Source organism: Vibrio sp. (assembly GCF_984391705.1).
Genome location: NZ_CFHWOM010000006.1, coordinates 77,560 through 96,223, shown reverse-complemented (window position 1 = coordinate 96,223; position 18,664 = coordinate 77,560). Strand labels below are relative to the sequence as shown.

Annotated in this window: 17 protein-coding genes; 7 read left to right on the top strand and 10 right to left on the bottom strand. The window is 43.7% G+C overall.

What is annotated here, in order from left to right:
- Positions 1 to 199 precede the first annotated feature (199 nt).
- Positions 200 to 478: a peptidylprolyl isomerase PpiC gene (gene ppiC / locus AC4MRV_RS06895; protein ID WP_005472248.1), complete on the top strand. Its 279-nt coding sequence runs from the start codon at positions 200 to 202 to the stop codon at positions 476 to 478.
- Positions 479 to 545: 67 nt separating this feature from the next.
- Here ppiC and AC4MRV_RS06890 read toward each other — a convergent pair whose 3' ends face one another.
- The 4 genes from AC4MRV_RS06890 to AC4MRV_RS06875 form a co-directional block, all read right to left on the bottom strand.
- Positions 546 to 2,408, bottom strand: a complete 1,863-nt coding sequence (locus AC4MRV_RS06890; protein ID WP_491186691.1) for a 5'-nucleotidase C-terminal domain-containing protein — start codon at positions 2,406 to 2,408, stop codon at positions 546 to 548.
- Positions 2,409 to 2,850: 442 nt separating this feature from the next.
- Positions 2,851 to 3,165 (bottom strand): c-type cytochrome, encoded by a 315-nt coding sequence (locus tag AC4MRV_RS06885; protein WP_491186690.1) that lies wholly within the window; start codon positions 3,163 to 3,165, stop codon positions 2,851 to 2,853.
- An 84-nt stretch (positions 3,166 to 3,249) separates the two neighbouring features.
- On the bottom strand, positions 3,250 to 4,257 hold the full coding sequence (gene ltaE, locus AC4MRV_RS06880; protein WP_491186689.1) for a low-specificity L-threonine aldolase: 1,008 nt from the start codon (positions 4,255 to 4,257) through the stop codon (positions 3,250 to 3,252).
- 11 nt (positions 4,258 to 4,268) lie between these two features.
- Positions 4,269 to 4,799: an NUDIX hydrolase gene (locus AC4MRV_RS06875; protein WP_491186688.1), complete on the bottom strand. Its 531-nt coding sequence runs from the start codon at positions 4,797 to 4,799 to the stop codon at positions 4,269 to 4,271.
- Positions 4,800 to 5,058: 259 nt separating this feature from the next.
- Between AC4MRV_RS06875 and AC4MRV_RS06870 the strand changes: the two genes are divergently transcribed.
- Both AC4MRV_RS06870 and viaA read left to right on the top strand, forming a co-directional pair.
- A complete protein-coding gene (locus tag AC4MRV_RS06870) occupies positions 5,059 to 6,723 on the top strand; it encodes an ATPase RavA domain-containing protein (RefSeq protein WP_491186687.1) in 1,665 nt (554 codons plus the stop codon).
- Positions 6,724 to 6,732: 9 nt separating this feature from the next.
- On the top strand, positions 6,733 to 8,178 hold the full coding sequence (gene viaA, locus AC4MRV_RS06865; protein WP_491186686.1) for an ATPase RavA stimulator ViaA: 1,446 nt from the start codon (positions 6,733 to 6,735) through the stop codon (positions 8,176 to 8,178).
- Positions 8,179 to 8,221: 43 nt separating this feature from the next.
- On the opposite strand, the gene AC4MRV_RS06860 is transcribed toward viaA, so the two are convergent.
- The 3 genes from AC4MRV_RS06860 to AC4MRV_RS06850 form a co-directional block, all read right to left on the bottom strand.
- Positions 8,222 to 9,247 (bottom strand): DUF4382 domain-containing protein, encoded by a 1,026-nt coding sequence (locus tag AC4MRV_RS06860; protein ID WP_491186685.1) that lies wholly within the window; start codon positions 9,245 to 9,247, stop codon positions 8,222 to 8,224.
- 162 nt (positions 9,248 to 9,409) lie between these two features.
- Positions 9,410 to 10,618 (bottom strand): multidrug efflux MFS transporter EmrD, encoded by a 1,209-nt coding sequence (emrD, locus tag AC4MRV_RS06855; RefSeq protein ID WP_491186684.1) that lies wholly within the window; start codon positions 10,616 to 10,618, stop codon positions 9,410 to 9,412.
- Between the two features lie 212 nt (positions 10,619 to 10,830).
- A complete protein-coding gene (locus AC4MRV_RS06850; protein ID WP_491186683.1) occupies positions 10,831 to 11,139 on the bottom strand; it encodes a DUF1289 domain-containing protein in 309 nt (102 codons plus the stop codon).
- A 157-nt stretch (positions 11,140 to 11,296) separates the two neighbouring features.
- On the opposite strand from AC4MRV_RS06850, the gene AC4MRV_RS06845 reads away from it, so the two are divergent.
- Complete coding sequence (locus tag AC4MRV_RS06845) at positions 11,297 to 11,557, top strand: hypothetical protein (protein WP_491186682.1); 261 nt, start codon at positions 11,297 to 11,299, stop codon at positions 11,555 to 11,557.
- Here the strand turns inward: AC4MRV_RS06845 and AC4MRV_RS06840 are convergent.
- Positions 11,536 to 12,459 (bottom strand): DMT family transporter, encoded by a 924-nt coding sequence (locus tag AC4MRV_RS06840; RefSeq protein ID WP_491186681.1) that lies wholly within the window; start codon positions 12,457 to 12,459, stop codon positions 11,536 to 11,538. The two genes, AC4MRV_RS06845 and AC4MRV_RS06840, sit on opposite strands and share 22 nt — an antisense overlap.
- 147 nt (positions 12,460 to 12,606) lie before the next feature.
- On the opposite strand from AC4MRV_RS06840, the gene AC4MRV_RS06835 reads away from it, so the two are divergent.
- Positions 12,607 to 13,062, top strand: coding sequence for an Lrp/AsnC family transcriptional regulator (locus AC4MRV_RS06835; protein ID WP_491186680.1), 456 nt, complete (start codon positions 12,607 to 12,609; stop codon positions 13,060 to 13,062).
- Here the strand turns inward: AC4MRV_RS06835 and AC4MRV_RS06830 are convergent.
- Complete coding sequence (locus AC4MRV_RS06830) at positions 13,055 to 14,119, bottom strand: GGDEF domain-containing protein (protein ID WP_491186679.1); 1,065 nt, start codon at positions 14,117 to 14,119, stop codon at positions 13,055 to 13,057. The two genes, AC4MRV_RS06835 and AC4MRV_RS06830, sit on opposite strands and share 8 nt — an antisense overlap.
- Positions 14,120 to 14,245: 126 nt before the next feature.
- A complete protein-coding gene (locus AC4MRV_RS06825; RefSeq protein ID WP_491186678.1) occupies positions 14,246 to 14,722 on the bottom strand; it encodes a MarR family winged helix-turn-helix transcriptional regulator in 477 nt (158 codons plus the stop codon).
- A gap of 389 nt (positions 14,723 to 15,111) precedes the next feature.
- Here AC4MRV_RS06825 and AC4MRV_RS06820 point away from each other — a divergent pair, with 389 nt between their 5' ends.
- Together AC4MRV_RS06820 and AC4MRV_RS06815 are read left to right on the top strand one after the other, a co-directional pair.
- Positions 15,112 to 16,689 (top strand): BCCT family transporter, encoded by a 1,578-nt coding sequence (locus tag AC4MRV_RS06820; RefSeq protein ID WP_491186677.1) that lies wholly within the window; start codon positions 15,112 to 15,114, stop codon positions 16,687 to 16,689.
- A 303-nt stretch (positions 16,690 to 16,992) separates the two neighbouring features.
- The gene (locus AC4MRV_RS06815) at positions 16,993 to 18,630 is read left to right on the top strand and encodes a methyl-accepting chemotaxis protein (protein ID WP_491186676.1); all 1,638 of its coding nucleotides are present in this window, start codon (positions 16,993 to 16,995) and stop codon (positions 18,628 to 18,630) included.
- Positions 18,631 to 18,664 lie beyond the last annotated feature (34 nt).

The following is an 18,664-nucleotide window of genomic DNA, read 5'->3' as shown; positions in this document are numbered from 1 at the left end:
GGGAATTCCAACTGCACATAAACTAAAGGGTTATTTTTATAGTAACTAAATTCGCTAGTTGTTCAATCTAGATATATAAAATGTGTTGCTAACAGCCTAGATAATCACCACTCAATGTCGAATAGATCAATTGTCAGGATGAAGAAGTGAAGTGATTAGGATACAATCTGGCCCGTAATAAAGTTTCAAGGGCAACATAATGGCAAACACAGCAGCTGCTCTGCACATTTTGGTCAAACATAAAGAGCAAGCAGAAGACATCATCAAGCAGCTTAAAAAAGGCGCTAAATTTCAGACATTAGCGAAGAAATACTCTACGTGCCCGTCAGGCAAAAAGGGTGGTGATTTGGGCGAGTTTCGCCGCGGTCAGATGGTTCCTCAGTTCGACAAAGTGTGCTTCTCTGGCGAAACATTGGTACCGCATCTAGTCAAAACCAAATTTGGTTGGCATGTTGTGAAAGTGCTTTATCGTACTTAATCAGTTTGTGCTGATATAGAGATTGGAAAAATGGCCAAGGTAATTACCTTGGCCATTTTGTTCGCGCTTAGTTCGCTTTTGGTGTAAACGTTTGGGTACTGCGGTCTTCCTCTGCAACGGCTTCAATCTTCTTACCGTTTGCTGCTAGGTTACGGACGTAGTCGATAAAGGTCTCTGTGTAGAGCTTTAACGTGTTTTCGTATTTCGACTTATCGGCAGAGACTTCACCAAAGGCAAGATAGCCATCTTTACCACCTGCGATGTAGTCATTGGTGACGACAATTAATTCTCTATCGTCGCTCAAACTAGACCAAGTACCATCACCTTTAGCTTTAACCTCTACATTGTGAATGCGTTGTCCTTCAGGTCGGTTAAAGTCAACGTCATATCGAATACCAGCGGCGTAAGGGTAGGCACCGTCTGAACCTTTAGCGCTGTTATCGACATACTCTGCGTAAGCTTTGTCTACCGCTTGGTTAAGCACCTTCTTAACTTGCGCCCCTGTCATTTGAAGATTCACCATAGTGTTGCTAAATGGCAGCACTTTCGTAGCACCCGCAACGGTGAACTTACCTTGCGGAATGTTTGCTCGAGCACCACCACCGTTTTGAATCGCAACATCAGCACGTTTGGTCTGTGCTAAGAACGCTTGTGCAACAAGGTCGGCAACTTGAGAACCGTGAAGGTTCGTGTGCGTATCACAGCCGTCTGCACCGTTGTGTTTTTGTTGACCAGGAACTCGCTCGTAACACAGGAGTTCGGAAGATTGCGCAATCTCTTGATCCTTCATGACATCAAGCTTTTGCGTAAACGCTGATAAGGTTTGTTGTGTTGCAGCGTCCGGTTTAACTTGAATAAGGTTAGGTTGTGCTTCTACATCAGCTAAAACAGCGGCCAACTCTGCACCTTCAAGTTTCTGTTTTTTACCGTTTTCGTCTTTGCGTTTGAACTCGGAACCAATCAATAGATGTGGCGTACCATTACAAGCCGAGACTTTGCCTTTACCGTCAAAAGATACGGACAACTCACCAAGAATTTGTGAGTATTGCCAAGCTTGAGCAACACATACTTGGTCACCATCTTTGTTCTTCATTAATGTCGGGTAAGCGCCTTCACTCTTTAAGCCTACATCAGCGAAATCGCCCAAGAGAGTATGTGAATCACCTCCAATGATGACGTCCACATCAGTAAGAGCTTGTGCAAGTTGCAGATCATTCGAGTATTGGTAGTGAGTCAGTAAAACGATATTAGGGATCCCTTTAGCAACCAGTTCATCAATGTACTTTTGCGCCGTTTCAACTTCGTTCAAGAACTGAGTGGTTTCATCTGGGTTTGATGAATTCATTGTCTTGTCCGCAATATCAATACCGACAATACCAATCTGGTGCTCACCATACTGCTTTATCGTGTATGGCTTGAAATAATCGTTGGCTGACTTCATTGCAAGAGGGGAAACGCCTTGTTTCGGGATAACGTTAGCCGCTAGAACTTCGGTCTCTTTCGAACACTCTCCCTCATTCATCCAATCTAAGAATTGTGCTAAACCCGCATCACCGTCATCAAACTCGTGGTTGCCCAGTGCAAAAGCATCAAAGCAAGCATGATTCATCATTGCGGCATCGGCTTCGCCTTTGAATAGAGCGTAGTAAAGTGTGCCTGAGATAGCATCACCAGCATGAAGCTTTAATACGTTTTCGTTCGCTTCTGTGCGTTGATTTAAAGCTGTAATCAGTGCTGGGAATCCACCTACTTCAGTGTATGTCGATTGGCCTGCTAGTTTGAGTTTCTGGGTTGAAGGCTCTAAGTGAGAGTGATGGTCATTGATATGTAAAATAGTAAGATCGAATGGTGTTTCATTCGAAGTTTGTGTTGTACACCCTGAAGCAACCACTGCTGACAGGAAGGCTAATGCCAATGGGCTATATTTCATTGTTTGTCCCTATAAATGAGTGCATAAGAAGAAAACTTGATCCAAGGGAGTGTTGACCTTTCGAGCTGATTTTTGCAGCAGTTTGTGGGTTGTTTATGCAAGGCAGAGGCTTTGAATCGTAGTTGCTCTACCTGATAAGCCGATAACGCAGCAGAAATAAGCCACAAACGCTGCCCGAAGGGTTCGGCTAAAAGCGTTTTACTCTTTGTTGAGAGGTGTTTTGCTTAGAATGACTAGGCGACAAACCTCTCGCCGCGATTAAAACGCTTTTATCTCGAACAAAATTTAACCGCGAAAGGTCAACACGCCCTAAGCTTACCATTATAGGATTTGTATGAAATTCCTCTTATCTTGCATGCAATAATGCGAATGATATCGTTTGGTTATGTTATAACATATCAATATTCGTGATATTCATCATTATTCGTCGTTCTATTCTTCACTACTGGCTAGAGAAATACGCTGCAATATCTTTGAGATCTTGGTCGTTGAGTTGAGAGAGCTGCGCTTTCATCATTTCAGCAAGTGGGCCGGTACGATTGCCGTCTTGATAATCCTTCATCGACTGGAACAGGTACTGCGCATTCTGCCCTTTTATATGAGGGTAAGCCGGATTCGAAGCGATGCCGTCTTGGCCGTGACAGAAAATACAGCTTGGCGCTTTTACCTTACCAAGCTTAGCATCACCAAAGTTAGGGCTAGCGAGCGAGATGCTAGAAAAGAGTGTGAAAGAAGCGAGAACGAGCACACGAATCATTGAAAGTACCTGTTTACTATTAACAGGAAAAATAATAAAGCTTCCCCTTAGGGGAAGCTCAATGGTGTCAGATCAAGAAATGATTTAAGAGAGGTGTGAAGAAAACTTCTCTGTGAAGCAAAGCACATCTTGCTCGCTGATGTCTTTGTGAGTCACAAAGCGAATCGGGTTTCCTGGGCTGATGGTGATGCCATCTTGGCTAAGTTTTTCAGCAATCGTATGGATATCAATGTTGCTGTCGAGTTTAGCAAATACAATGTTCGTCTGAACAAACTCGCTATTAACCTTCACACCGGGTAGTTGATCTAGGCGCTCAGCGAGTAGCTTGGCATTCGCATGGTCAACTTTCAGTTGTTCAACTTGCTCTGTCAGCGCAAGTTTACCTGCAGCAGCAAGAATTCCCGCTTGGCGCATACCGCCACCAACCATCTTACGTAGGCGGCGTGCTCTATCTATAAACGCTTTATCACCAAGTAGTAATGAGCCAATGGGTGCGCAGAGACCTTTGGATAAACAGATCGTCATTGAATCAAAGTGCTTCGCAATCTCTTTGACATCAATGTCCAAAGCGACAGCTGCATTGTAAACACGGGCACCATCTAGGTGCAGCAACAACCCGTGTTCATTGACAAACTCTCTCGCTTGCTCGAGGTAAGACATTGGTAGCACTTTGCCATTGATAGTGTTCTCTAAACTAAGTAGCTTAGTGCGCGCAAAGTGCGAGTCGTCAGGCTTAATCGCGGCTTTTAGTTTGTCAAAATCTAATGTCCCATCAGGGTTATTTTCAATAGGCTGAGGCTGTATTGAGCCAAGAACAGCAGCACCGCCAGCTTCGTACTTGTAATTGTGTGCTTGTTGCCCACACAAGTATTCATCCCCACGCTGACAATGTGCCATTAACCCCAACAAGTTAGCCTGTGTGCCAGAAGTGGTGAATAAAGCAGCCTCAAAGCCATGGCGCTGTGCCGCCCACTGCTCAAGTTCGTTCACCGTTGGGTCATCACCATAAACATCGTCGCCTACAGGTGCTTCCGCTATTGCTTTGCGCATTGCAGAGGTAGGCTTGGTTACGGTATCTGAACGAAAATCCATTGAAATTACTCCTATAGGTATCCGCATAGCTTAGCTTTACTCAGACAAGCTATGGTCTTAGCGTCGGTTACTTCGCCGCTAATAATTTTTTGCTCTAATTCTTCGATGCTGAGGGTAATGACTTCAATTACCTCGTCATCATCACATTCATAGCGGCAGGTTTTATCTAGTCCTTTTGCTACAAAAAGGTATTGGATTTCGTCACAAAACCCCGCAAGCGGAGTGACTTGGCCCAACGAAATCATCTGCTTTGCACTATAGCCAGTTTCTTCTTCTAACTCTCGTTTCGCGCACTGCTCAATCTCTTCCGCATTTTCGATGGTTCCAGCGGGAAGTTCCAATAACCATTTTTTAAGTGATGGTCGAAATTGATTGATAAGAATGATGTGACCATCTTGGGTCAGCGGCAATATGACAGTGGCACCTGGGTGCACAATCGTGGTGTGAATGATCTCTTTGCCATTAGGGAGTGAAATCGGCTCTTCTACTAAAGAGATACGTTTCCATGTATGAATGGTCTTGCCTGTATCGGAAGGAATCATGATTATTTTACTTTACAACTAACGCTGCCAATACCTTATCTGCTTCTCCTAACTAATGAAAGAAATAACCCCAACTACCATGTAGGATGAGTCACACATTTAGTGATGTCGGTTGCATTATTGCAAACATTGATTTCAACGGCTTACATTGTATCTGCATCTGATATAAAGATTTGCCCTATCTAAAAAATGCACTTGTAACAAAGTGATAACAAATGTATAAACTTATACATAAGTCTGCTCATAATCAGAGGTAAGCATGATAAATCCGACTCGAGTATCTCACTCACAAAAAGCATTACTCTCTGAAAGGATCAATAAACTTGCTCAAGCCTTATCGGATGGTGTTTATGAGCGAGAAGAAACCATTAAACTTTGCCTATTAGCAGCACTTTCTGGAGAGAGCGTATTCCTGCTTGGCCCTCCGGGAATTGCGAAAAGTTTGATAGCAAAGCGTCTTATCCAAGCGTTTGACAATTCCTCTTATTTCGAATATCTGATGACGCGCTTTTCTACGCCAGAAGAAGTGTTTGGCCCGCTTAGTATCCAAGAGTTAAAAGATAACGGTCGTTACGTTCGATTAACTGAGGGCTACTTGCCAACGGCTCAAGTGGTTTTTCTAGATGAGATTTGGAAAGCCGGCCCAGCGATCTTAAATACACTTTTGACGGTGGTTAACGAAAAAACCTTTAAAAATGGCAGCGACATTGAACGTGTTCCAATGCGTCTGCTTGTCTCAGCATCAAATGAATTGCCAGATGAAGACAGCGGCTTAGAAGCGCTTTACGACCGTATGTTGGTTCGAGTATTCGTTAACCGTATTCAAAATAAACAGAATTTCAAATCGATGCTGACGGTTGGTACCCCTCAAGAGGCGAAGTTACCTGAAGGTTTGGCGATTACTGATGAAGAATACCACCAGTGGCAAAGTGAATTGGATAAGCTAGAACTGTCTGATTCTGTGTTTGAAAAGCTTTTTGAGCTGAAAACCATGTTAGAGACTGCCGCTGAAGAGTCTACGGGTGTCGATATTGCAGATACTGATATGTACGTATCTGACCGTCGTTGGAAGAAAGCGGTTCGATTGCTTAAGGCCAGCGCATTCTTTAATGGTCGTGATGAAATTAACCCGCTAGACCTACTGCTATTACAAGATTGTTTGTGGAACAGCCCTGAATCACGAGAAGTCGTCCGTAAGGTAATCAAAGAGTTTGCGTTGATGCGAGCTTTTGATCAACAAGACGTCGAGCAGCAAATTACCTTGTGTCGTGAAGAACTCGCTGAAATTCAAGAAGAGTTGGAATCTGAATTTGGTGTCATGCTTTCGATGGAATCGACAACAGGTTTACTTAAAAAGCAAATTCACAGTTACGATATCTCGGATGCAAAGAGCTACAAAGTGGGTAGCGCTTACGACTTGGTAAAACTCGTGTTGCTACAAAGCAATATGTCGGTAACAGAGTCAGAAAAGGGCGACAGCCGTTGGGTTTATGTGCCTAAGAATGAATTAGAACGTGTGATTAAAGAAGGGCATGGTGATGTTTACGGTTACGTAAACACCAATACCAATCTTGTCCGTTTGCGCTTTGATGTTGATGGCGCAAACAACCTAGTGATTAAAGATATCGCAAACCGCGCGGTGTTGGTTTCTATTGTGACCAATAAAGGCTTAGACCAAGAACTTTACCAAGAGTGGTTTGCAAAAGCTGAGCAAGCGATGGCGCAACTAGAACATGCAGAACATCATCTACTGAGAGTACGCTCTAACTTCCATGGTGCATTGCCTCACAGTTTTGTAGAGCAAGAGATACCTCGCGCAATGGAAGCGAGCTTACAACACCTCCAACAAGTGTTGGAATCGACCAAAACCGAGTGTGAACGTACGGTTTTCCGCTTTAAGACCTTAAATCAATTCTTTGAATAGGAGAAATGAATGTTAGGCGCTGATGGATTAAACCTCGCACTCATGATAGCTGACTCAGGTATTATTGATACCGCTGTCAATGACTTGATGGCCCGCTCGCAGGTGATGGCTGTTGCTGAAAACCGTGGGGTTAAGTCCTCGGTTAAAAACCACCTACTTAAGTGGCGTGGTAGCGTTAAAAAACGTATCACTAAGGTATGCGAGACTGAGCGTTTTCAGCAAGAGTTGGCGCTTTACCAAGAAGTTATCTATTGGAATGAAGCCCAGTTTTTTGAGCAGATTCCAGAAGTGATTAAAAAGTTAGAGTGGCATTCAGCGTTTTACTTACAAGCTCGGCGTTTGATGGAAAAGAACAAAGGGGTAAACAACCCGATGTTCCCACATTACTTTTGCGACCAATGGTATCAAAGTCTATCAGATGCTATTCGCCAAGCCCAACTAACCGAGTTGGAAGCGAATAAAGAAAAGGTGCTTAAAGATCTTTATCAGCGCATGGAAACCATGAAAAACATGGATAAAGTGACTGAAGAAGGGGATGAGAGTAGTGTTGGCCGTTTGTGGGACATGGCCTCCGCCCGTTTAAGTAAGACTGATTTGACTGTAATGAAGCGCCATGCAGAGTTTCTGAAAAAGAACCAGGGATTGCAAGAGATCGCAGAAAAACTAGGGCGTATGGCAAGCCAGGTCGATGACCCTGATTTGAACAAAGCGCCATTAGAAGAGCCGCAGATCGTTGAAGAGAAGTCTGATAAAGCGACCGATGACATTGTGGGGATTCATGAAGGAGACGATCTCAACAAGCTGTTACCTAATGAAACTATGTTCCTTGCTTACCCAGAACTGGAAGTAGTGTTCTATAAGCACCTGGTCGATAAGCGCTTGATGAACTACAAGATGCAGGGTAAATCTCGTACGCTCAGAAAAGTACGCGCTCAAAAGCCAGATAATGCCCAAGTGGATATTGAAAAAGGGCCGTTTATCATATGTGTCGATGCGTCTGGTTCTATGAGTGGTTTTCCCGAGCAATGCGCCAAAGCAATGGCATACGCTTTGATGCAAATTGCACTGGCTGAAGACAGAGATTGTTACGTTATCCTGTTCTCTTCAGAGCAAATTACTTATGAGTTGACCAGACAAGATGGCTTAAGAGAAGCCAGTGACTTTTTAACTTACAGTTTTCATGGTGGAACCGATTTAGAGCCGGTGCTAATGAAATCGATCGATCTTATGACTGGTGATAAATATCGAAACGCCGACATGGTGGTTATTTCTGATTTTATTGCACCTAAACAGTCAGAAGAGATGATGGCCAAAGTTGATGAACTTAAAGAGCATAAGAACCGTTTTCATGCGATCAGTTTATCGAAATATGGCAACCCAGAATTGATGACCATGTTTGATCATTGCTGGTCTTATCACCCCAATCTAATGGGACGAATCATGAAAAAGTGGTAGTCATTAGTTGTGAAAAAGGAGATCAGAGAGCTCCTTTTCTAATTTAGAGATCTGCGTTTACTTCTGAACCTGCGGATACCGACAGATCGCTTTGTGAAGTATATACAGAGAACGTTTCACCATCGACGATTCCTTCCTCAGAATCATCATTCGCAGTACAAGTGTAACCAAGTGAATAGGTGCCTGGTTCAACAAAACCAAACTCATATCGATAGGTTAGCCCATCATCCTCAGTGATGACATTTGCAGCAGTTACTGGTGTCGCTATACCAGTGCCCGCGAACGGTCCCATGTCTGCTTGAGCGACATTGCCTTCATATAAGTAGACTGCATGTGAATAACCATTACCGCTAGTTGTATCTGTTTCACACCCACTATAGGTTGCCAGTGATATCGAGCCTTCTATTTCGCCAGTTGTAACTGTGTTAACTAGCATGACTGAAGTGCGCTGGATGGTGTATTCCCCTGAGTCCTCTTTCAGCCCTCGCCGTAAATCAAATTCGGCAACGTAATCATTGTTTTGCTCGTTTACGACGAACGTATCGTTGAAATACAAGGTACCGGTATTCTCAAATTCACCAACGCCTTGTGGACATTTACCGTTGCCTTTTACAGTCAATGGAACTTGGGTGTCGTTCAAATTTTCGACCACATAAGAAGGAGAAGTAGGGTGGTCTCCGTCATGGGCAAAGACACACAGCTTGTAGTTGCCTGTTGGGATCGCTTGATTCTCAACAAGAGATTTTGAGTCACCGCCCTGGAAATCAAGCAGATTCACACTAAGAGGCAGTGGGTCATCTCCTTCTGGTAGAGGATCGCCATTCTCATCGACATAATTGCCTTCGTCATCTGTTTTATAAACATCAAACAGCAACGGCGAGCTACCATCAAGGGGAAGAAAAGCAACTTTACTATAAGTAACAACAACTTCTGACACATCGTCTAAAGGGGCGTCAGAAACAGATAGTGTAACCGGAGTTGTTGATGTCGAAGAGCTCCCACCAGAGTTACAACCGGTAAGGATTAAGGTGATTGAGGCGCTTAGAGCGCCAAGTTTCCTGATATTCATACTCTACATCCTAACTAAGTCTTTAGATTTGATTTTAGTTCAGAAGGATGATTTTTTACTGTTATTAATATCAGTAATTGGGTGGGTATTGTCAGAGAATGGTGGTTTATTAGAAAACTATGATATTCGTTCCAGCCAGAAGCGGCTGGAACGAGTTGTGAGTTAAACAGCTAGCGGCATTTGATCATTAGACTGGTCGTGTTTACGGTAAACGCGGATCAGGCCAATTAAAGCAAGTAAAGACATTAGTAGCATCAGAGCCCCTAATGGCATTTGGTTTGTTGTCGGTATCATAGATGCAGCTAGAGTGGCTAAGCCTGCACCCAAGTTTTGCATTCCACCCAAAACAGCACCACCTGTTCCTGCATGATATGGAAGTGGTGATAGTGCACCAGTAGTGGCGGCCGGGAACAAAATACCTGCACCTAAGAAGTAGATCGTCGCGCCACCTACTAATGTTAATGCTGTTGTTTGACCAAGTAGCCCTGGTATCAAAACGATGAGTGAACCAGCCATGATCGCGAACAAACCAAACATTAGGGCGCTTTTCTCATTCTTTTTAGCGGCAATAATGCTCGATAAACCTGCACCCACAAGGTAACCTGGAATAGGTAACACAAATAATATGCTGACTGTAGTCGCCGGCAATTGTAATACACCACCTAGTAGTACACCGGCCGCAGCTTCGAAAATTGCCACACCTGAAAAGGTAGCGACAAGGCAAATAAGGTAGCCTTGAAAGCGGCGATCAGACAGCACATAGCGATAGCTGTCAGTTACTTTCTCATAGCGGCGTTTTTCCTTCGGTAGCGTTTCAATAAAACTTGTCATCATAGTGATAACAACCGCTAGGCCGAAGAGGGCTAGGAACATATAGCTTGAGCGCCAACCGAACGATTCAGTTAAATACCCACCTAACACCGGGGCGATCAATGGCGAAAAAATCACACACATACTGATTAGGCTGTTAACTTTGTGCAACTCAGCACCAGAAAAAATATCGCGTGTTAACGTGCGAGACATTGCACCACCACAGCCGATACCTAAGCCTTGAATGAAGCTACCAGCCAAGAACCATTCGTATTGGTGAGCGAATAACGCCAAAACAGTACCTAATATATAGATAACTAAGCCAACAATGATGATCGGTTTACGGCCGAGGCGATCTGATAAAGGCCCATATACAAACTGAGATAGACCGTAAGGAATTAGGTAACACGCCATAACTGCTTGCAAAGCGGCTGGGGAGACCAAAAACTCGTTCGCCATGTGACCGATAGACGGGACATACATGGTTTGAGTCATTTGGCCAACAGCGGTCAAAATAGCAATCAAGAAAGTTAATTTAATCACTTGAGAAGACGCGGACATTTCCAATTACACCTAAATTCAAAACGCAAAAAACCGATAGCTTTGCCGTAACAGAGCTAATTTAGTAGAAGAGAAAGGGAACTTTCAGGCGCGAGATATTAGAGTGAGTTAGAAACTCTGGCAATGAAAAAGTGTGATCTTGAGCAAGATAAAAATCTATGATTTGGATTAGAAAAACTAATCCAAATTTTGATGCAGGAAATTGAGGATATTTATGCGATGGGTAGTGTTGTTAAGCATTTTCTGCACAAGCATGAGTCGGTATTGCTTAGCGATGAAGTATCTCGTTGTTCCAGTTCAAAACACCAGCAGGTACTTTTACCTAAGCTGATATCGCAAGTAGCTCGCTCCCCACATTGAGGGCAATCGTGAGTAGAAGATTTACCACTTAGCGCACTCATTACTTCTTCACGCTTTGCGTCTGTCATATATCTCCATGTTGTGATTTCTTCAACAGTGCGATTGCATCCGCTACAAATGCCACCTTCATTTTTACATGCGGCAATACATGGAGTCTTCACAGCTTAATCCTTATCTACAAATGTGGTGGAGACTATAAACGCTTTTTAAACGATTCTCCAATTCGCATGTAAGCGGTAACAGGTAAATTATATTTGCAAATGAAAATCATTATCATTAATATTGATTACAGACTAACAAAGAAAACTAATATTCTTAATGATTCCTTCGCTTGCTGCTGGTCTCTTTCTTACCGCTCTGGGTAAAAAGATCCACCTAAAAAACCTTGAAGTCATTGTGTGGCTAGTTCTTATAGTCGCTTTAGACGTCAACAGCACCAACAGCGCAATATATGTATTGTTGGCGCTGCTGGTGGTTTCCCCGTTTGTTATTAATATCAAACGCTATGCTCAGATGTTATTTAGAGCATCGATTATCATCGGTTCAGTCTGCGCTATCTACTTGAATTTAGGCGGTTGATATAACATGGAGTTGTCTTGCTTCATGAAAATATTACTTGCCACCAAACTACCGAAGCAAACCAAGATCAGAGCTGACCAACCTAGAACGGTAGGTTGTTCATTAAAGACGGGAATAGCCAGTAATGTTGCGATAGCAGGTGTTGCAGCTCCAAATGCTGCCGTTCTCTCTGCGCCAAGCACAGAGATTGCGTGTAGATAAGTAAAGGCAGCGATAACGCCTGCTCCCACCCCTTGCAGCATCGCATGTCCAAATAGCTCCTTCCAAGGCCAGTGGACAAATGATGTGGTCGCTAGGTGACTATCCAACCACCCAAAACTAATACACACCGTAAGGAGTAGTGTCGAAAGTAAGGAGATAAACCCAGCCGTTACCAGAGGGTTTAAGCTCGATACACGTGCACAAATCGTAAAAGTTGCCCACATAAGACTACCAAGCAAAAACAGCATGTGCCCTTGAAGGAGTTGATTGTCGAGCAGGGTTAGACTCTGGGAAAGGAAAGCAATAATGCCGACAACAACGAATATCAAACCAAATATTCTATGCTGACTTAATGGCTGCTTAAACAGCAATACAGCAATACCTGAAACAAACAATGGTAGAGTGCCGGGAATGAGTGCGCTTCCATCTGACACTGGCGCTAACTGCATACCAGTGCCTGCTACCAGTAGGTAGGGAAGGCCGCAACCTACAAACATCCCAGTAATGTAGCGTTTAGGTACGATTTTGATTGAGGTAATCGAACGGAGTACAAGGGGCAATAGTATTAAGCAAGGTATAAGAAAGCGCGTAATGGCGATATCGGCAGTGGTGAGGTCAGAGTGAGCCCCACTTCTTAATGAGAGAAAGAAGCCAGACCAAAGCAGCAAAGTGGCAATCATTGCCAAGTATCCAGAAATCATAATTATGTTATCGATTTGTTTAATCTATCACTAATTATGAATCGTAAGCTTTGGTGTTGTATGGCAAACTTAACTAAACATTTCACTTTATGAGCGTGTAATCGCTAAAAAGTCTTAATATGACGCGATAAATTAGTAAGGTCTACTATGGATAGAATTGATAGGCATATATTGTCCCTCTTACAAAAGGATGCACGACAATCGACAGCGGACATTGCCGATAAGGTTGGGCTCTCTGCTTCTCCATGTGCGCGCAGAATAAAAAAATTAGAAGAAGATGGGATCATTGCAGGCTACCAAGCAAAACTGGATAAGAAATCAGTCGGCGTTGGAATGACGGTGTTTGTGGAAGTCAGTCTAAACAACCACCAAGCAAGCTCAATTGATGCTTTTGAGCAAGCCGTTCTCGAAATGGAAGAAGTCACGAGCTGCCATGTTGTCTCAGGCGCTTACGATTACTTGTTGGAAGTCGTAAGTAAGGACCTCAGTGGTTACGAATCATTTACTCGTAAGTTACAACGCTTGGACAACGTAAAAGATATTCATACTCACCTTGCTATCAGGCAAGTGAAAGAGTCGAGTGAATTACCTGTATTCACCTAACCAAGTTGCTGTGTTTATCTGATGTCGTTTCGAGATACTCTGCCAGTTGAGATTGGGTTGAATCGCAGTAGATAGACACGCGGTTTTTGCCGAGAGATTTCGATTGATAGAGTGCTAGGTCGGCTCTTTTCATCCATGCATGGCTGGTTTCAAAAGGAATTGACTCAGCGACCCCGCAGCTCAATGTGACCTTTACATTAAATGGGTAAGGTTGCTCTGCCACGTTTTGACTTACCAAGTTCATTATTGCTTCAACTGCATACTGGTCGATGCCATGGAACAGCAGCAAAAACTCATCTCCACCTAACCGGAAGAGCAAATCTTCAGGTCGAGTATTGTGAGCAATTGAGTCCACAATTTGCATGATGACCTTATCGCCAACATCGTGTCCATAGTTATCATTGATGGATTTAAAGTCGTCAATGTCTACCATCACAATCGTTGAGTGACCATACTTCTCGATAGCGTTATCTAAGCTTGAGTGAAGCTGATGGCGGTTGAGAGCCCCCGTCATTGAATCTCTCTCCAAGAGATGGCGAAGCTCAGATTGAAGTTTGCGTACCTCTTTTACTACAACATGAACGATAACAACCGTAGCAACCAGAGAAAATGCGTACCTTGCTGTGACTTCTGCGCCTTCTTGTGGGTAGATGGTCGCCGTCACTCCTATGATGAGAAGGGAATTGGTTACGGTAGCAGTTCGCTGAGGGAATAGGAAAACCAGCGCAATTAGGATCGGAAATACCCAGTAAGTCGCAAGGGCGCCAAAGATATCAATGGCCATGATTACCGATAGCCCAAGTAAGCTCAAAGGAATAAAGTTACCAATGAGCCTATGATCATTGTAAATAATTGCTGCAACTTCAAGTAGTAAGGATATTTCAAAGGCGAGCAATACAATTGCGAGCACCGTCTCACCAATTAAGACATTTTTTATCGCAAGAGGGACAAAAATGACGAGCGTGAGAATTGAAACAGTTTTCAGTACTTCTTTTTGCTGGTGAATATTGAGAATGGCGTCATTTGTATCGAGATCTAAGCCTGTTTTATTATTCATTAGTTCCCTTCGCCAGTTAGCCTCAACAATAAATCCGATGCAATAATGGACGTCTTATTGTTGAGATTAATTGCTTAAGCCTAAGTAAACTTTAGACCATACTCGCAATAGTTCAAACTGGCGGGGTTACTCAGGTTTAGTAATGCTTCCAAGCTCTAGGACTGGTGCTACTTCGATATCTTCAGCATTCATCATTGATGAAATACGTTGGACTGAAGAGAGAAGTAAAGACTGTTCCCATTCTTCTAGTCGTTGGAACTTATTTATGAAGTTCTGTTGTAAGGGCATTGGCGCTTGGCTCAAGACGTCGAGGCCTTTTTCCGTTAGGTGAGCATGGACTTTACGTTTGTCTTGATTGCTGCGTACGCGCTTAACTAGATCATTTCTTTCTAAACGATCGAGTATCGTTGTTGCAGTAGCTTGGCTCATATTGGTGTGGTTCGACAACTCGCGAATAGTGACTTCGCCGAGCTCCTTAATCGAGCGCATCAAGATTAGTTGAGGCCCAGTCAAGCCGGATTCTTTACTCAAGCGCTTAGAGTGTAGATCGATAGCGCGAATAATTTGGCGAATTGAGATTAGGACTTCTTCGTGCTTTTCCAATGTTAATCCTTAGTCAGCAAGCGTTGGGAGGCGTGAAAATACATGAAATTTACCCCTAATTGAAGAGCAAAAAAACAATCACAACCGAATTTAGAGAGGCTGGTAGTTATTTAAGGTCGGGATAGAGGTAAATGATTGCACTACTAATGTTTAGTATTCGAAATGTCTGAGTGGTTTTATGTGGCCAACTTACTTAGATTTACGTGACTAAAAACGTCAGAAGTGACGTAAAAATAACCATTTGAGCGCAATTTACTGGCAACTTGTGACTGAGAGCGTACAATGATGCGGATTCGATCAAGTCTTTAATAAGATAAAATTACTTTCATCACTAATGATTTTTGGTTTTAGGCTTTGATTAGGGAAAGATATTTGTCGAGAGAGGAAAAATGACTAAAGGTATCGATAAGTACAGTATCGACAGTACCGACTATACAATCGGTCAAGATAATGTACAGAAATGGGGTTTTGATGTGCATAACCCCGTATTTGGAGTCAGTGCGGGATTCATCGCGTTGTTTCTAGTCGCGGCATTGATTATGGACGCTGAATCTGCAAAAGCGGCTCTAGACGGTTTGAAATGGCAGATCATTGGTAGCTTCGATTGGCTATTTATCTGGTCTGGTAACATTTTCGTTGTTTTCTGTTTAGCACTCATCGTTTCACCTCTAGGTAAAATTCGCCTTGGCGGACAAGATGCCACAGCGGACTATTCGTTTATCTCATGGCTTTCTATGCTGTTTGCTGCTGGTATGGGTATCGGATTGATGTTCTGGAGTGTTGCAGAGCCCGTTGCTTACTTTACCGGTTGGTATGAAACGCCACTTGGCGTTGAAGCAAATACCCCTGAAGCGGCTAAGTTAGCGATGGGAGCAACAATGTTCCACTGGGGACTTCATCCGTGGGCAATTTATGGTGTAGTTGCACTGTCTCTTGCGTTTTTTGCCTATAACAAAGGTTTGCCATTATCTATTCGTTCAATCTTTTACCCATTGCTTGGCGATCGCGCTTGGGGATGGGCTGGACATGTTGTTGATATTCTAGCTGTACTAGCGACATTATTCGGTTTGGCTACCTCTCTAGGTTTAGGTGCACAGCAAGCTGCAAGTGGTATTCACCATGTGTTCGGAATTGAAGCAGGGTTAGGCCTACAGATTGTTGTAATCACTGTGGTGACACTGTTAGCTGTGGTTTCAGTGATTCGTGGTATCGACGGCGGGGTTAAAGTAATAAGTAACATCAACATGATTGTTGCGTTTGTCCTGCTTATTCTTGTTGCGTTGATTGGCTACGCTGTTGCGTTTGGCAACATTGGTACAACCTTGATGGCGTATGCTGAGAATATTATTCCGCTAAGTAACCCACATGGCCGTGAAGATGAAGCATGGTTCCAAGGTTGGACTGTATTCTACTGGGCTTGGTGGATCTCTTGGTCGCCATTTGTAGGTATGTTTATCGCTCGTGTTTCTAAGGGCCGTACAGTGCGTGAGTTCATCACAGCAGTGTTACTTGTACCTACAGCTGTAACGCTTCTTTGGATGTCTGTATTCGGGGGTATTGCGATTGACCAGGTGGTGAATAACATTGGTCAACTTGGCGCAAATGGTCTAACTGACGTATCGCTAGCGATGTTCCAGATGTTTGATGTACTTCCGATGGGTACGACGCTCTCTGTGATTGCGGTGGTATTAGTATTGGTGTTCTTTATTACATCATCGGATTCAGGCTCTTTAGTAATCGATAGTATTACCGCTGGTGGTAAAGTTGATGCGCCTGTACTACAACGTGTGTTCTGGGCATTCATGGAAGGTGCAATTGCGGTGGCGCTTCTTTGGATTGGTGGTACGGAAGCAATTCAAGCCCTCCAAGCTGGTGCAATTTCAACAGCACTACCATTCACTATTGTGCTGCTATTGATGTGCGTGAGCTTACTAATGGGTATGCGTACAGAGAAGTACCAAGACTAATATAAGTTATAGTTTGTCAATAAAGGGGCGTTGTTCGCCCCTTTTTTAATCCGCGCAAAACGTGATTGGCCGCCACTTTTATACAACCCGTCAAAGTGACCTCTCTTTATGATGAGTGTTTCTTCAAGTAGTTAAAATATCCTTTTTATTATTAAGAAAAAAGTAGTGATAATCACCATTGATTTCGCCTGAATCCCCACAACTAGCTGCTACATTTATATTTATTCAACTAATAAATACTGAGAGTGAGAATCATACGTCTCGCATCTCGTAATAAATTACTCATGGCTAGGGAATTGGATTATGAACAAAAAGTGGATATCGGAAGTGTCCATCGCGGCTAGGGCGTGGTCAATTTTGGGGCTCTTTGCGGTCGGATTATTACTCAATACGTATCTCAATATCGACAAGTCACGTGAGCATATGCGCGAAAACTATGAGCGTGGTGTCATGACTTTAGTCGAATCTGCACATGGTGTTGTCGATCATTATTACCAGCTGTATCGCTCAGGACAACTCACTGAAGGCGAAGCCAAAGGGCAAGCTCTTCAAGCTGTATCAGCAATGCGTTTTGATGGAGATAATTATATCTTCATCGGCGACAAAGACGGTGTTCAATTAGCGACAGGAGTACTGTCACTTCTTGGCAAAAACATCATGGCATTACAAGATAGCTCTGGTGAGTACTTCGTTGAGAAACTATATCAAACTGCACGAAGCGGCGGAGGGTTTGTCGATTACACATGGCGCAACCCTGATAAGGGGACAACAGATCCGAAAACGAGTTACGCACTAACGTTCCAACCTTGGCAATGGATGATTGGCTCCGGAATGAACATGGTGGCGTTGCAAGCAGCAACAGAGCGCTCTGAGCTTGCGTCGATCAGTTATGCGTTGGGTATTCTGGTTGTGCTTTCGTTAATGATCGGTTTCTTCATTAAAACCATTACGTCTCCATTGAAGCGAAGCGTCAAGGCCATGCAAGCGCTCTCCAAAGGAGAAGGAGACCTTACGCAACGGTTGCCGGAAGAGGGCAGTTCAGAATTGATTCATTTGGCACGTTACTTCAATCAATTTGTTGCTTCGGTTCAAGGGATTATGCTGAACATCAGTGACGCGGGTAGCCAAGTTTCAAGTGCGGCAGGGCAGTTATCGACGTCAGTGCATCATATTGATGATAGCTTGAATCAGCAACAATCCGATGTCGATATGCTTGCAACGGCAATGACAGAGATGTTAGCGACGGTAGAAGAGGTAGCCAGCCGTACTGTAGAAGCAAATGATGCTAGCCGACAAGCGGCAAATGAAACCAATAGTAGCCACCAAATCATTGGTAAAAATGTCGATGAATCGAACCAGCTGGCTGAGCAAATTGAGTCGGCTAGTCAGGTGGTTGAGCAGCTTGCTAGTGATGCGAAAAATGTCGATACCGTATTAGAAGTCATTCGTGGTGTCGCAGAGCAAACTAACTTGTTGGCGCTAAATGCAGCAATTGAAGCAGCACGAGCAGGTGAGCAAGGGCGCGGGTTTGCTGTTGTAGCAGATGAAGTGAGAAGCTTGTCATTACGCACTCACGAATCAACCATAGAGATTCAAAATATAGTCGAGAAGCTTCAACTAGGGGCTGGCAACATTGTGACGGTGATGAATCAAGGTACCGTCAAGGCAACGAATGCTTCTGCACTATCGACTCAAGCCGGCGAAGCATTAACACGGATAAACAAGGAAGTGCACACAATAGAGGAGATGAATCAGCATATTGCGACGGCAGCAGAGCAGCAAACAGTAACGGTGAACGATATTAACCGAAACGTAGTGAGCTTGAATGATATGGCATCCAGCGTATCGGAAGAGTCTGCGCAAATGGCGAGTGCCAGTAAGGAGCTTCGAAACGTGTCAGAGAACTTAATGACGATGATCAACCGCTTCAAACTCGCTTAACTTGAGGCGCGAGGGTGATATGGTAGAATCTCGG